Annotated in this window: 13 protein-coding genes; 10 read left to right on the plus strand and 3 right to left on the minus strand. The window is 68.0% G+C overall.

The window, feature by feature from the left end:
• The first annotated feature begins 6 nt into the window (after positions 1-6).
• From RIE08_03200 to RIE08_03245, 10 genes are read left to right on the plus strand one after another with little or no spacing between them, the layout of a single operon-like run.
• The gene (locus tag RIE08_03200; GenBank protein ID MEQ8716592.1) at positions 7-564 is read left to right on the plus strand and encodes an NADH-quinone oxidoreductase subunit I; all 558 of its coding nucleotides are present in this window, start codon (positions 7-9) and stop codon (positions 562-564) included.
• Positions 565-567: 3 nt separating this feature from the next.
• Positions 568-1,086: an NADH-quinone oxidoreductase subunit J gene (locus tag RIE08_03205; protein ID MEQ8716593.1), complete on the plus strand. Its 519-nt coding sequence runs from the start codon at positions 568-570 to the stop codon at positions 1,084-1,086.
• 4 nt (positions 1,087-1,090) lie between these two features.
• Entirely contained in the window at positions 1,091-1,390 is a 300-nt protein-coding gene (gene nuoK / locus RIE08_03210; protein ID MEQ8716594.1) for an NADH-quinone oxidoreductase subunit NuoK, read from the plus strand.
• A gap of 4 nt (positions 1,391-1,394) precedes the next feature.
• Positions 1,395-3,722: an NADH-quinone oxidoreductase subunit L gene (locus RIE08_03215; GenBank protein ID MEQ8716595.1), complete on the plus strand. Its 2,328-nt coding sequence runs from the start codon at positions 1,395-1,397 to the stop codon at positions 3,720-3,722.
• Between the two features lie 18 nt (positions 3,723-3,740).
• The gene (locus RIE08_03220) at positions 3,741-5,390 is read left to right on the plus strand and encodes an NADH-quinone oxidoreductase subunit M (protein MEQ8716596.1); all 1,650 of its coding nucleotides are present in this window, start codon (positions 3,741-3,743) and stop codon (positions 5,388-5,390) included.
• A 3-nt stretch (positions 5,391-5,393) separates the two neighbouring features.
• Positions 5,394-6,980, plus strand: coding sequence for an NADH-quinone oxidoreductase subunit N (locus RIE08_03225; GenBank protein ID MEQ8716597.1), 1,587 nt, complete (start codon positions 5,394-5,396; stop codon positions 6,978-6,980).
• Between the two features lie 24 nt (positions 6,981-7,004).
• On the plus strand, positions 7,005-8,213 hold the full coding sequence (locus RIE08_03230; protein MEQ8716598.1) for an SAM-dependent methyltransferase: 1,209 nt from the start codon (positions 7,005-7,007) through the stop codon (positions 8,211-8,213).
• Between the two features lie 16 nt (positions 8,214-8,229).
• Positions 8,230-8,709 carry a GtrA family protein gene (locus RIE08_03235; GenBank protein ID MEQ8716599.1) on the plus strand — a complete coding sequence of 160 codons (480 nt, stop codon included), beginning with the start codon at positions 8,230-8,232 and terminating at the stop codon, positions 8,707-8,709.
• A 9-nt stretch (positions 8,710-8,718) separates the two neighbouring features.
• Positions 8,719-9,333: a class I SAM-dependent methyltransferase gene (locus tag RIE08_03240; protein ID MEQ8716600.1), complete on the plus strand. Its 615-nt coding sequence runs from the start codon at positions 8,719-8,721 to the stop codon at positions 9,331-9,333.
• The gene (locus RIE08_03245; protein ID MEQ8716601.1) at positions 9,330-10,868 is read left to right on the plus strand and encodes a PQQ-binding-like beta-propeller repeat protein; all 1,539 of its coding nucleotides are present in this window, start codon (positions 9,330-9,332) and stop codon (positions 10,866-10,868) included. Before RIE08_03240 ends, RIE08_03245 begins: the two co-directional genes overlap by 4 nt.
• Here RIE08_03245 and RIE08_03250 read toward each other — a convergent pair.
• Genes RIE08_03250 through RIE08_03260 form a run of 3 tightly spaced genes read right to left on the minus strand, consistent with a single transcriptional unit; the run spans position 10,829 to position 13,927 of the window.
• Positions 10,829-11,908, minus strand: a complete 1,080-nt coding sequence (locus RIE08_03250) for a prenyltransferase/squalene oxidase repeat-containing protein (protein MEQ8716602.1) — start codon at positions 11,906-11,908, stop codon at positions 10,829-10,831. The genes RIE08_03245 and RIE08_03250 overlap by 40 nt on opposite strands.
• On the minus strand, positions 11,898-12,659 hold the full coding sequence (locus RIE08_03255; GenBank protein ID MEQ8716603.1) for a class I SAM-dependent methyltransferase: 762 nt from the start codon (positions 12,657-12,659) through the stop codon (positions 11,898-11,900). Before RIE08_03255 ends, RIE08_03250 begins: the two co-directional genes overlap by 11 nt.
• Entirely contained in the window at positions 12,653-13,927 is a 1,275-nt protein-coding gene (locus RIE08_03260; GenBank protein MEQ8716604.1) for a glycosyltransferase family 4 protein, read from the minus strand. The genes RIE08_03255 and RIE08_03260 overlap by 7 nt, the downstream gene beginning before the upstream one ends.
• Positions 13,928-13,962: the final 35 nt, after the last annotated feature.

The raw sequence follows: 13,962 nt of genomic DNA on the forward strand, positions 1-13,962 counted from the left end.
CATCTGATGGGGCTCGTACCCGGAATGGTCAAGGGGCTCGCCGTCACCGCGAAGACGATGGCGCGCACCCTGTTCCCGGATCCGCGCAAGCCGGTCCCGTCGCCCACCAAGGGCGCGCACACGGTGCAGTACCCCCACGTGAAGGAGGCCCCGCCCGCGCGGGCCCGCGGGGTGATCGCGCTGCACACCGAGAACTGCACGGCCTGCATGTTGTGCGCCCGCGAGTGCCCGGACTGGTGCATCTACATCGAGGGCCACAAGGAGCTCGCACCGCCGCGCCGCGAGGGGGGCAAGCCCCGCCAGCGCAACAAGCTCGACCGCTTCGACATCGACTACGCGCTGTGCATGTACTGCGGGATCTGCGTCGAGGTCTGCCCGTTCGACGCGCTCTTCTGGAGCCCCGAGTTCGAGTACTCCGAGCCGTCCATCGCTGACCTGCTCCACGACAAGGACCGCCTCACCGACTGGATGCACACGGTCCCGGCGTTCGAGGACTACGAGGCCGGATCCGAAGCCAAGGTCCGCAAGGTCCCGGAGCCGCCCGAGCGGACGGGAGCCGGCTGAGCCATGACCCCCGTTCTCGGCCTGATGGTCGCCCAGAACATCGCCTTCTACGTGATCGCCGCGATCATGGTCCTCGCCGGCCTGCGCGTCGTCACGACCAACAACGTCGTGCACGCGGCGCTCTATCTGGTCGTGGTGCTCGCCGGGGTCGCCGCACAGTTCCTGATCCTCGGTGCCGAGTTCATCGGCGTCACGCAGGTGCTGGTCTACATCGGCGCCGTGATCGTGTTGTTCCTGTTCGGCATCATGTTGACCCGGGCCAAGATCGGCCGTGAGGACGTCACGGATCACACCGGAGCGGTCCGGGGCGCGGCCCTGTTCACGGCACTCCTGCTCACCGCCGTCACGGTCTACTCCGTCCTCGACTGGTTCCGGGACGTCGAGTTGCCCACCGAGACCCGCACCACCACGGCCCAGGTCTCGGACTCGATCTTCTCGCAGTACATCGTCGCCTTCGAGGCGACCTCGGTCCTGCTGCTGGCGGCGCTCATCGGCGCCATCGTCATAGCGAGAAAGGAGTAGCACCGTGTACCTGAGCCAGTTCCTCGTCCTGTCCGCGGTGCTCTTCTCGATCGGTGTCTACGGCGTCCTCGCCCGCCGCAACGGCGTTCTCGTCCTCATGTCGATCGAGTTGATCCTCAACGCGGTCAACATCAACCTCGTGGCGTTCGGCGCCTTCCACGGCAACATCGCCGGCGAGGTCTTCGCTCTGTTCGTCATCGCCGTCGCCGCCGCTGAGGTCGGCGTCGGGCTGGCGATCGTCCTGTTGATCTACCGCAACCGCCGCAGCGTCGACCTGGACCAGGTCGACACGATGAGGGGCTGATCGCGTGCCGTTGACCTTCGCCGCCGAGGCGAGCCCGATCGTCGAGGTCTCCGGGTGGTTCCTGGAGCACGTCTGGATCGCGCCCCTGCTGCCGTTCCTGTCCTTCCTCGGCATCCTGTTCTTCGGCAAGCGCCTCCCCTTCAAGGGGGCGGAACTCGGGATTGCCGCCGTGGGTCTCGCACTGCTGTTCTCGTCCATCACCGGCGTCCAGTGGATCACCGAGCTCAACTCCGCCGACGACGAGGCCATCCGCATCGTCGAGGAGAAGTACGAAGCCGAGCACGGGGGCGAAGAGGCCGCCGCCCTCGCCGCGGACGGCTCGTCGGTGGAGATCGCCGCGGGTTCCGACGGCGTCGTCCTGGCAGCCTCCGAGTCGGCAGTCGAGGCCGAGAACCCCGTCGAGCTCGTCGAGGAGGAGGGCGCAGCCGTCCCGATCGTCGAGACGGCATGGGACTGGTTCGTCAACGGCGGCGAGACCTTCCAGATCAGCTTCATCGCGGACGGCCTGTCCGTCACGTTGTTGTTCGTCGTGACCCTCGTGTCGCTGCTGGTGCACGTGTACTCGACCGACTACGTCGCCGGAGACCGGCGCTACACGCACTACTTCGCGTTCCTCTCGCTGTTCACCTCCGCAATGCTGTTCTTCGTCACGTCGGGCAACATCATCCAGATGATCGTCGGCTGGGAGTTGGTCGGCGTCTGCTCGTTCGCGCTCATCGGGCACTGGTGGGAGGAGAAGGAGAACTCCGACGCCGCGCTGAAGGCGTTCCTCACCAACCGCGTGGGTGACATAGGTCTCCTCATCGGCATGATCCTGTTGTTCTTCGCCGCCGGGTCGATGTCGGTGATCGACGTCAACGCCGCGGCCGTCGCCGGCGAGATCGACCACCTCGTGCTGCTCGTCGCCTCATGCGCGTTGATCGCCGCGGTGATGTCGAAGTCCGGCCAGTTCTTCCTCCACACGTGGCTGCCCGACGCCATGGCCGGCCCCACGCCGGTCTCAGCGCTCATCCACGCCGCCACGATGGTCGTCGCCGGCATCTACATGGTCGCCCGCCTCTACCCGGTCTTCTGGGAGGGCCTGTCGATCGACGGATCGTCGCTGAACCTGCTGGCCATCGTCGGTGGCGTCACCACCCTCGTCGGCGCGTCGCTGGCCTTCGTCCAGAACGACATCAAGAAGGTCCTCGCCTATTCCACGATCTCCCAGCTCGGGTACATGGCCCTCGCTCTCGGTGTCGGCGCCTGGACCGCGGCCATCTTCCACCTCTTCACCCACGCGTTCTTCAAGGCCGGGCTGTTCCTCGGTTCGGGATCGGTCGCCCACGCCGTCCACAGCTTCGACATGAAGAAGGACATGGGCGGACTGCGCAAGCACATGCCCCAGACGTACAAGACGTTCCTGATCTGTTCGCTCGCCCTGGCCGGCCTCCCACCGCTCGCGGGGTTCTGGTCCAAAGACGAGATCCTCGTCGGCACCGGTGGGTGGGGTCTGTTCGGCGGCTCGGGGGCCAACGGCGCCTACACGGTCATGCTGGCGATGAGCATGGTGACGGCCGCCCTGACCGCCGCCTACATGACCCGGGTCATCTATCTCACCTTCTTCGGCGAGCACCGTGGACACGACGAGGCGCACCTCCACGAGTCCGGCCGCCGGATCACGGTCCCGCTGTGGATCCTGGCGGGCCTCGCCCTCGTCGCGGGCTTCGTCAACTTCCCGCCGGGTTTCCAGCTGGTGCCCGACAGCTGGCAGGAACGCTTCGGCTTCTATGTCGAACCACGGCCGGGCGTCGAGACGTTCCCGATCATCGGTCACGCGAAACCGTCGTGGAGCCTCGCCATCGCCTCCATCATCGTCGTGATGCTCGCGATCGGAGCGGCTTTCTGGTACTACTTCGTGAAGGTGGAGGCCGCGTCGAAGGCGGCAGGCCGAAGTCTCACCGAGCTGCCCAACGGTCCGACGAGCCGCTTCGCCCTGGCACGGGCGGGCCACACCGTGTTGCGCCAGAAGTACTACCTCGACCACCTCTACACGGGGGTCATCGCCGCGGGTACGAAGGGCCCGATCGCGAAGGCCACCTACTGGGTCAACCAGAACGTCATCGACCGCCTCGTGGATCGCACCGGCGAGACAGCGGTCAAGGCCGGGACGTTCGTCTACGAGCAGGTCGACCAGAAGGTCGTCGACGGTGTGGTCAACGGGTCCGGTATCGCCTCGTACGGCGCCGGCGGCGAGTTGCGCAAGATGCAGACGGGCAAGGTGCAGTTCTACGCAGGCATCATGTTCGCCGCTGCAACGTTGCTGGCCGGCGTCTTCATCGTGTTTCTCTAGGAAGGACAGCCGAGAACAATGAATCTCGACGACTGGGGCCTGAGCCTCATCACCTTCATCCCGCTCGTGGGTGCGGTGCTGTTGATGCTCATCCCGAAGGCCGAGGAGCAACTGATCAAGGCCGTGGCGCTGTTGGCGTCCCTGGCGACGGCCGTGTTCGCCGTCATCCTCCTCGCCGAGTTCGATTTCAGTGACACGAGCGAATTGCAGTTCGTCGTCGACGAACGCTGGATCGATGTCATCAACAGCCGCTACATCATGGGAATCGACGGCATCTCCCTGCCGATGATCCTGTTGACGGTGGGCATCGTCCCGTTGTGCATCATCTACTCGTTCAACCACTTCCCCGAGCCGCACAACCCCAAGGCCTTCCTCAGCCTCATCCTGATCCTCGAGACGGGCATGATCGGCACCTTCGTCGCCCAGGACCTGATCCTGTTCTTCGTGTTCTTCGAGGTCGTCCTTCTCCCGATGTACTTCATGATCGGAGTCTGGGGTGGCGAGGACCGGCGGTACGCCTCGCTCAAGTTCTTCATCTACACGATGTTCGGTTCGGCGCTGATGCTCATCAGCTTCCTGGCCCTGTTCTTCCTGTCCGACGGGACCCTCGTGGGCCTCGACGTCGTCAACACCTTCGACATGCGGGCACTGTCCGGCGGCGCCACCTCCGCCATCGCCCGGTCGGCCCAGCTGTGGATCTTCGCCGGGATGTTCGTCGGCTTCGGCGTCAAGGTGCCCATGTTCCCGTTCCACACGTGGCTGCCCGACGCGCACACCCAGGCGCCCACCGTCGGCTCCGTCATCCTGGCCGCGGTGCTGTTGAAGCTCGGCACCTACGGGTTCATCCGGATCGCCTTCCCGATGCTGCCCGAGGCTGCAGCGGCGTGGGCGCCGTTCATCGGCCTCCTGGCGGTGATCGGCATCATCTACGGTGCGCTGGGCTGTCTCGCGCAACGCGACATGAAGAGACTCATAGCGTTCTCGTCGGTCGCGCACATGGGTTTCGTCATGCTCGGTATCTCCACGATGACCGACTTCGGTATCAACGCCGCCGTGTTCGGCATGGTCGCCCACGGTCTCATCACCGGCATGTTGTTCTTCATCGCCGGTTCGGTGAAGGACCGGTTCCACACGCTCGACATGGGTCGGCTGGGTGGGCTTCTGATCCAGGCACCGCGGATGGGCTGGATTCTGGGTTTCTGCGTCATGGCGTCGTTGGGACTTCCCGGCCTCGCCGGGTTCTGGGGTGAGTTCCCGGCCATCCTCGCGTCCTACAACCCGGCCGCTGCGCTGCCCGAGGCCACCTTCCGGGGCTACATGGTGGTCGCCGCTCTGGGCACAGTCCTGGCCGCGGGCTACCTCTTGTGGATGCTCCAGAAGACGGCCTTCGGGACTCCCACCGAGGAGTTCGCGGACGACCCCCACATCACCGACGCCAAGCCCATCGAGTACGTCGCATGGGCGCCGATCCTCGTCTTCATCGTGCTGCTCGGCTTCTACCCGCGCCTTCTGCACGAGGCGACCGACGACGCCGTCGTCCAGAGCCTCGTGGTCGAGGACCACGGAACCGGTGAGGGCAACTGTCTCGAGCTCGAAGGCGACCTCGCCGACGACTGCTTCGACGCGATCCGCGTCGCTCTCGGCGGCGAATCCGCCCAGGGAGGCTGATCGATGGTCCTGGCCGCCCTGGCCGCCGTCGCCCGGACCGCCCAGACGGTCGTGGAGCAGGCCCCGTTCATCCGGCCTGACATCGACTGGCACGCCATCGCGCCCGAGCTCACCCTGCTCGGTGTCGGCGCGCTGCTGACGCTGTTCGACATCATCTTCGCCGAGCGCGGGCGCGCTCTCACCGCGGCTCTCGCGGGTGTCGGCCTCCTCGGTGTCATGATCCCCATCGCCACCCTCGCCATCGACGGAGTGGCCTCCGAGCCCAGGGTGATGTTCGGTGGGGCCTATGTCGTCGACGGCTATTCGCTGGTCCTCAAGGCCGTGTTCGTTCTCGCGGGCTACCTGGTCATCTTGTTGTCGACCAACTACATAGCCGAGGGCGACTACTGGGAGAACGAGTACTACGGCCTGCTGTCGGCCTCGATTCTCGGCATGGTCGTCATGGCGTCGGCCCGGGACCTCATCACGATTTTCATCGCCCTCGAACTCATCTCCATCCCCGCCTACATGCTCGCCGCATGGCGCAAGCGCGATCTGAAATCGAACGAGGCCGGGCTGAAGTACTACCTGATGGGTGTGTTCGCCAGCGGCATCCTGCTCTACGGCATGTCGCTGCTGTTCGGCGTGACCGGTACCACGATCCTCGAGGAGATCGCGACCTTCAACGCGTTCAACCCCGCTGTGGACTCGACGTCGGACCCGATCGTCAGCGTCGGGCTCATCTTCGTCATCGTCGGATTCGCCTTCAAGGTCTCGTCCTTCCCGTTCCACACCTGGGCACCCGACACCTATGAGGGCGCACCGACGCCTGTCACCGCCTTCTTGTCGGTGCTGTCGAAGGCCGCCGGATTCGTCGGCCTGATGAACCTCGTCTTCGTCGGCTTCTGGGGCCGCGACGACGTCTACGGCCCCGCCATCTGGTTCCTCGCCGCAGCATCGATGACCGGCGGCAACCTGATGGCTCTGCGACAGACGAGCATCATCCGGATGATGGCCTACTCCGGCGTCGCCCAGGCCGGTTTCATGCTGGCGCCGCTGGCCATCGCCGGCGAGAACCTCGACACAGCCGACAAGGCGGTGACGGCGACCGTCACCTACGTGGTCATCTACGCGGCCATGAACCTCGGGATCTTCGGGGTGATCATGGCGGTCTCGCGCCGCACCCGCAGCGCGGAGCTCGATTCCTACAACGGTCTGTTCAAGTACGCGCCCGCCCTGGGTGTGTCCATGACGGTGTTCCTCGCTGCGCTGGCCGGGATCCCCCCACTGGGCGGTTGGTTCGCCAAGTTCTCGGTCTTCTCGGCGATCGTCTCGGCCGACACGCCCGCCGCCTATGCGCTCGCCGCGATCGCCGCCGCCAACACCGCCCTCGCCTTCGGCTACTACGGCCGTGTGGCCGCCAGGGTGTGGATCGAAGATCCCGCAACCGACGCCGACACGACGCCGATCAGGGTCCCCTTCGCGCTGCAGTCGGCGTTGGTGCTCACCGCAGCCGGGACCCTGCTCTTCGGCATCTACCCGCAGGTGGTCACGAGGTTCACCGACGTCTCACTCGTGCCCCAGGCGGTCGCCGTCGCCATCGGCGGCTGACCGCTGCCGACAGGTTGGCCGCGGATGCTGCCGGCCATCGTCGCTGCCATCGAGCGGGAAGGCTCGATCGGGTTCGACCGCTATCAGGAACTGGCCCTCTACGGCCCCGGTGGTTTCTTCGAAGCCGGCGCCGGAGCGGGCCGTCGCTCGGACTTCCTCACCAGCGCCGAGGTCGGCCCACTGTTCGGCGAGGTCATCGCCCGCGCCCTCGACGGGTGGTGGGACGAACTCGAGCGTCCTGAGCCCTTCGTCGTCGTCGAGGCCGGCGCCGGCGTCGGGAGACTCGCACGGGCGGTGCTGGCCGCCGAACCGCGCTGCGCGAGCGCGCTGCGCTACGTCCTCGTCGAGCGTTCGCCGGTCCTGCGCCGTGCCCAGGAGCGGATTCTGACCCTCACGGACCCCGCGCTGAGCTTCGCCGGTGTCGGCGACGACGACGAGGAGAGCGACCGGCGACGACCACCGCCCGGCCCGATCGTCACCAGCCTCAGCGAGCTTCCGACCGGGCCCTTCGTCGGGGTCGTTCTCGCCAACGAACTCCTCGACAACCTGCCCGTCCGCATCGCCGAGAAGAACGCCGCCGGCTGGTCCGAGATCCGGGTCACCCTCACGAAGACGGGCGGTGGTGACGATGCCCTCTGCGAGCTGTCCGTGCCGCTCGCCGAGGAGGCATCCGCCCACCTCGACCGACTCGTGCCGGTTCCGCTCGAACCCGGCTCGCGTGTCCCCATCGCTGTCGCTGCCAGGAACTGGCTGCGCGACGCCGGCGAGATCGTGGATCGGGGCCGAGTCGTGGTCGTCGACTACGGCGAGACCACAGCGACGCTCGGTCGACGAGGTGGTTGGCTGCGCACCTATCGCGACCACGACAGGGGCGCCGACCCCTACCTCGAACCCGGTTGCCTCGACATCACCAGCGACGTGCCGCTCGATCAACTCGATCCCCTCGGGTCGCCCGACATCGACGTGGACCAGGCATCGTTCCTGCGTGGCCACGGGATCGAGGACCTCGTGGCCGAGGGCCGGCGCATATGGGCTGAACGGGCCGCCATCGGTGACCTCGCGGCCATGCGGGCCCGAAGCCGCATCGGCGAGTCCGAAGCCCTGCTCGATCCGGCGGGGCTCGGGGGGTTCCGCGTTCTCGGCTGGCGCATCGGACGGCAACTCATGATTCCCCCGGCCGGCGCCGATAGTGGTTGGAGAGGCGCGCCGGGCGGGACCCTCCCGTCGCGGTAGCCTCCGGACAGACGCCATGTTTCTCTACCACCTGATCCGCCGACTTCTCGACCGCTACCGCTTCCTGCGGTACGCCAGCGTGTCGGCCGTCGTCGTCCCGCTCGGCCAGATCATGCTCTACATCTTCCACTCCGGACTCGGTTGGGCGCCCGTCACCTCCAACATCGCTGCGGTCGCCATTGCGACCGTCCCCGCCTACCAGCTCAACCGGATGTGGGTGTGGGGCCAGACCGGAAAGTCGCATCTGACCCGGGAGATAATTCCCTTCTGGGCGATCGCCTTCGCGGGGCTGCTCCTGTCGACATTGGCCGTGAACTTCGTCCAGGGCCGCACGGACGCCCAGCTCGCCGTGAACGGTGCCAACCTGGTGGCGTTCGGGGCCCTGTGGGTCGTCAAGTTCTTCGCCTGTGACCAGCTGCTGTTCGGCGGAGCCGACGATGAGACGCATTCGACCGCGGGCGACGTGGTGGCGGCCGAGGTCCCGACTGCCCCATGATCGTGCGGGATGGATCCCGCACGACGCCGACACGCTGAGGCCGCACGCGGCTTCATGCCCCCTGAAGAGGGGGTCGCACTCCACGAGGCGGCACTCGCCGCGCCCCGGGGTCCGTTCCTCGAGGTCGGTAGCTACTGCGGGAAGTCGGCCATCTACATCGGAGCTGCCGCAGAGGCGAGGTCGACGATCCTGTTCTGCGTCGATCACCACCGTGGCTCCGAGGAGAACCAGCCGGGCTGGGAATGGCACGAGCCCGACCTGGTCGATCCGGCCACCGGCCGAATCGACACCCTGCCCCGGTTCCGCCGGGCGGTGCACGATGCCGGCCTGGAGCCCATCGTGGTCGGGGTCGTGGGAGACTCGTCGACCGTGGCCCAGCACTGGTCGACACCGCTCGGATTCCTCTTCATCGACGGTGGTCACGGCGCGGAGCCCGCGCATGGGGACTACGAGGGCTGGACACCACACGTGTCCGGCGGCGGCCTTCTCGCCATCCATGACGTGTTCCCCGATCCCGCCGACGGTGGTCGTCCGCCATTCGAGATCTACCTGCGGGCCCTGGAGGACGGCTTCCGTGAGGTCTCCGCGACAGGCTCTCTGAGAGTGCTGGAGCGGACCGGGTGATCCGCCGTCTCGCAGTCGCCCTGATCTGTGTCGCCGTTCTCGCGGCGGCGTGTTCCGGCGGTGACGACGGGGGAGAGGTTCCGGCACCCGCCGGCTCGGCTCTCGACATCGACGGGACCGTCCTATGGTCCCGGACTTTCGCCCGCACGGGTGACCCTGCGGCGTCGTCGGGGGTCATCTTGCGCACCGACGTCCTCGCGTCGACCGCGGCGGGTCTGGTGGTCGCCTCCGGTCCTACCGCGGCGTTCTCACAGGTCTCGGTGGGCGTGATCGACCCCGCCGACGGTGGCAGCGTCTGGATCCAGGACGTCGGCGTCGGCCTGCGCAGTGACGTGATCGGCGTCGTCGACGACGTCGTGGTGGTGGTGGCCCGGGAGAGCGGCGCCGAGATCGACACCGTGCGGGGATTCGATCTCGTCGACGGCGAGCAGCGTTGGACCTTCGAGGCCCCGGCGGTGACCGTCCTCGTCGTCGACGACCTGGTGGTGGTCGGTTCGAGCGACGGTACGACTGCGCTCGAGCCTTTCACGGGCGTGGCCGTGTGGAGTGACTCCAGACGGACGCCCCTCGGCGAGGTCGGGGCCGGTCTCCTCTCCGTGCGACTGTCCGACACCGAACCGCCGAGCCTCGCGCTCATCGACATGGCGACCGGCGAGGCCGACTGGACACTCGACGTCGGCGAAGACGCCGTCGCCGAACTGCGGGCGCTGCTGGCCAATGCCGAGGCCGAGGCCCTGGTCCCACCCGCAGTGCTACCGCTGGTGGCCGGTGACGGCTCGATCCGGGCACTCGACCTCGAGACGAGTGAGGTCTCCGCTCCACTTCAGGTCGGGCTGTCGTCGCCCACGGCCGGGGTCGTCGAGGTCATCGCCGTCGGTCGCCCCGACGAGATCATCGTGTGCAGCGGCGACGACACGAGGGTGCGCCTCGTCGGCGTCGAGCTCGTGGCCGGCCAGCGGCCCGAGGTCCTCTTCGATCGCGTCCTCCCAGCGTTCCAGGTGGGAGCGACGTCCTTCACGCCCCAGGTCGCCGATCCCGGTATCCGTCGTCTCGTTCTCACCGGCGGGGCGCGGCGGCCGTGTCGTCCGGACGCGTCGGAGGGATTCGGTGGACTGGCGGTGCTGGACTCGGTGACGGGCGAAGTGATCTCCACGGCCGACGGCCTCGATCGGGTCATCCTCGACTCGCAGCCCGTACTGGCGGGCCTCAACCGACCGGTCTCGCCGCTCATCGTCTTCCGTGAGACCGACCAGGCCTCCGGCGAGGTCAGCTGGACACTGATCGACCTGTCATCGGGGGAGACGCGCTGGCGCGTGGTGGACACGACCCCCGCCCGGGTCCTGTCGATCGTCGCGGGTTCGGTGATCGTCTGGGAGGCGGAATCCACGACGGTCGGGGGCCTCGACATCACCACCGGCGAGTTGTCGTGGGTGGTACCCCTCACCGATGTCGACCCGGCGGGGGAGCGCACCGCTGCGGCCGACTCGGAGACTCTCTACCTGGGGTTCGGCGATCGTCTGGTCGCCGTCGGCTGATCATCGTCGACCGACAGCAGCGTCGGCAGCGCCGCGTGGTCGATGAGGACGCCCGAGGTCGATGAGGACCGGGCGAGGGCGTCCGCGGCGAGGATGACCGCCGCGCCGCTGTACGTGGTGCGTTCGTCGGCGGGGAACCGCACACCCTGGGGGTGGACCACTCCGGTCCAGTAGTGACCGTCGTCGGTGCGCATGCTGCGCGTGAGCGAGAGCAGGTCGAGCGCGCGGTGGTGACTGCCGACCGCGGCGTGTGCCATCGTGCACTCCGCGGTCTCAGCGGTCGTGACCCACGTCCGGTCTGCGACGCAGCGGACCCCCTTGCCCGCCATCACGAACTCGTCGTAGCGATCGGCGAGGCGTTCGCGCCCCTCGTCGCCGGTGATCACCCCGCACAGGACCGGGTAGTACCAGTCCATCGCCCAGCGTTCTTTCGGGGCGAAGGCGTCGGGGTCGCTGCGGATCACGTGGGCCAGCCGGGCGGCCGCGAGTTCCCAGTCGGGGCGTTCGTGACCGAGGCGCTCCGCGAGCGCGAGGGCGCAGCGGATCGAGTGGTGGATGCTCGCGGAACCTGTGAGGAGTGCGAACGACCAGGGCGTGCCGTCGGGGTGGCGGGCCCAGCGGATCTCGCCCCGGGGACGTTGGAGCTCGAGGACCCAGTCGATCGCCCGGTCGACGACGGGCCACATCTCGGAGGCGAAGGCGAGGTCGGCCGTCGCCTTCAGGTGGTGCCAGATCCCCGTAGCGACGTACGCGACGCAGTTCGCATCGAACTTCTGTTGAGAGACCCCCTCGGCGACGTAGTACTGGTGCCAGGCGCCGTCGGGACGTTGGCGGCTCCGCAGCCAGTCGTATCCGCGGGCGGCGGCATCGTGGAGGCCGGCGACGTCGAGCGCCATGGCCGCCTCGACGTGATTCCAGGGGTCGGCGTGCCCGCCCGGGAACCAGGGGATCATCCCGTCGTCGAGCTGCCACGCGGCGATGGCCTCGGCGCTCTGGACCACCTCGGCGGCGGAGATCACGCCCGGCAGGTCAGGCGGCACGGTCGACGCCTCTCTTCGCCGGCGTCGCCGTCCACGGTAGGGCGGGTCTCGTCGCGTAGATCACGAGACTCTTGCCGATCAGCGGGTCCAGGATCCGCTCCGCCGTGCGGGTTGCGAGCGGCCGCCGGCTGATGTCCCACAGCAGGAGACGATGCCATGCCCGCACCGCCCGGTGCTCGTCGTCGGTGACGCCGACGGCACACTTGAGCCACCAGTAGGGAGAGTGCAGGGAGTGGACCTTGTGGTGGCCGTGCACGACGAGGCCGGCCGCCTCGATCATGGCAACGAGTCGGCGACGGCGGTAGATCCGGACGTGGCCGCCTTCCACGAAGGGGGCGTGGTATTCGTCGGTCAGCGCCCAACAGACCCGCTCGGGAAGCCAGGCCGGGACCGTGACCGCCAGCGCACCGCCGGGCTGCAGGACGCGCACCAACTCGGCCAGCGCGGCGCCGTCGTCGGGGACGTGCTCGAGGACCTCCGAGGCGATGATCCGGTCGAACGTGGCGTCGTGGAAGGGGAGGCGGGTGGCATCGGCGAGCGTCAGGTTCGCCGGGTCGCACCGTTCGCCCTCCGCGTGCATGGCGGCGAAGGTGGCACGGATCGACGTGAGCTCGGCGGGGGACAGGTCCACGGCGGTGACGTCCGCGCCGCGTCGGGCCGCCTCGAACGCATGACGACCGAAACCGGCGCCGAGGTCGAGGACCCGCTGGCCCGCGCGTACCCCCAGACGTTCGTAGTCGACCGTCAGCACCGGGAGCGTCCCGTGCTCTCCCACTCTTCCAGGAGGACCCTGTACTGCTCGACCGTCTTGTCGGCGGTGTGGGCCCAGCTCCACCTGTCGATGACCCGCGTACGGCCGCGGGTACCGATTCCGGACGCGAGTTCGGGCTCGTCGAGAACCCGGCCGATTGCCGCAGCCAGCGCGGCGCCGTCACCGGGTTCCACCAGCAGCGCGGTGTCCCCGTCGGCGCCGACCACCTCGGGCAGCGCCCCGCCCGTCGTGGTCACGAGCGGGATGCCGGTGGACATCGCCTCGATGGCGGGCAGCGAGAAGCCCTCGTAGAGCGAGGGGACGACGGCCACCGCGGACTGGGCGTAGATCTCCACGATGCGTTCCTCGGGGACCCCGGAGATGAACTCGACGACGTCACCGAGGCCGAGCTCGGCGATGGTGCGTTGGGCGGCGCCGCCTTCCTTCTGGCGGCCGATGACCGTCAGGTGCACGGCACGTTCCGTGCGCAGCTTCGCGACGGCCTCGAGCAGGTGGGCGAGGCCCTTCATCGCCACGTCGGCGCTCGCCGTCGTGACGATGTGGCCCGGGCGCCGTTCGATGCCCGCTAGCGGTCGGAACGACTCGGGGTCCACGCCGACGGGGACGACGACGAGGCGCCCCGGGTCGACGCCGTGGTCGGCGACGATGTCGTCGAAGCTGGACTCCGACACGGTGAGGATCCGCAGCAGTCGTTTCGCCACCCGCGTCTGCATCTTCGTGAACGAGTACCAGCGGCTCTTCCCGAACCGCTCGATGAGACCTGACGCGTGCTCCATCTCGAGGCGGCGGTCGACCGTGATCGGATGGTGGATCGTCCCCATGACCGGGAGTCCGGCCCGCTGGATGGCGAGAAGGCCGTAGCCGAGGCTCTGGTTGTCCTGGACGAGGTCGAAGTCGTCGACCCGGTTGCGCAGCGCCCGGTATGCGCGCACCGAGAACGAGATCGGCTCGGAGAAGGCGCCGAACGTGTACGACGAGGTCTCGACCAGGTCGGCGATGTCCTTCAGTTCCCAGAACGCGGGCATCCGCCCGGGGAAGTGCTCGTTGAAGATGTCCAGGCTCGGCAGCTCGTGCAGGGCGATGCCGTCGTCGATCACGGGGTAGGGCTGTCCGCTGAACACCTCGACGTGGTGGCCGAGCCTGGTGAGCGCACGGGCGAGATGGCGCGTGTAGACGCCCTGGCCGCCCACGTGGGGCTTGCCGCGGTAGGTGAGAAGGGCGATGCGCAGGGGTCGGTCGTCGATCATCGTTGCGGGAATCAGGCGATGTCCGGGGCGTCACG

The sequence above is a fragment of the Acidimicrobiales bacterium genome, from assembly GCA_040219085.1.
Lineage (GTDB): Bacteria > Actinomycetota > Acidimicrobiia > Acidimicrobiales > JAVJTC01 > JAVJTC01.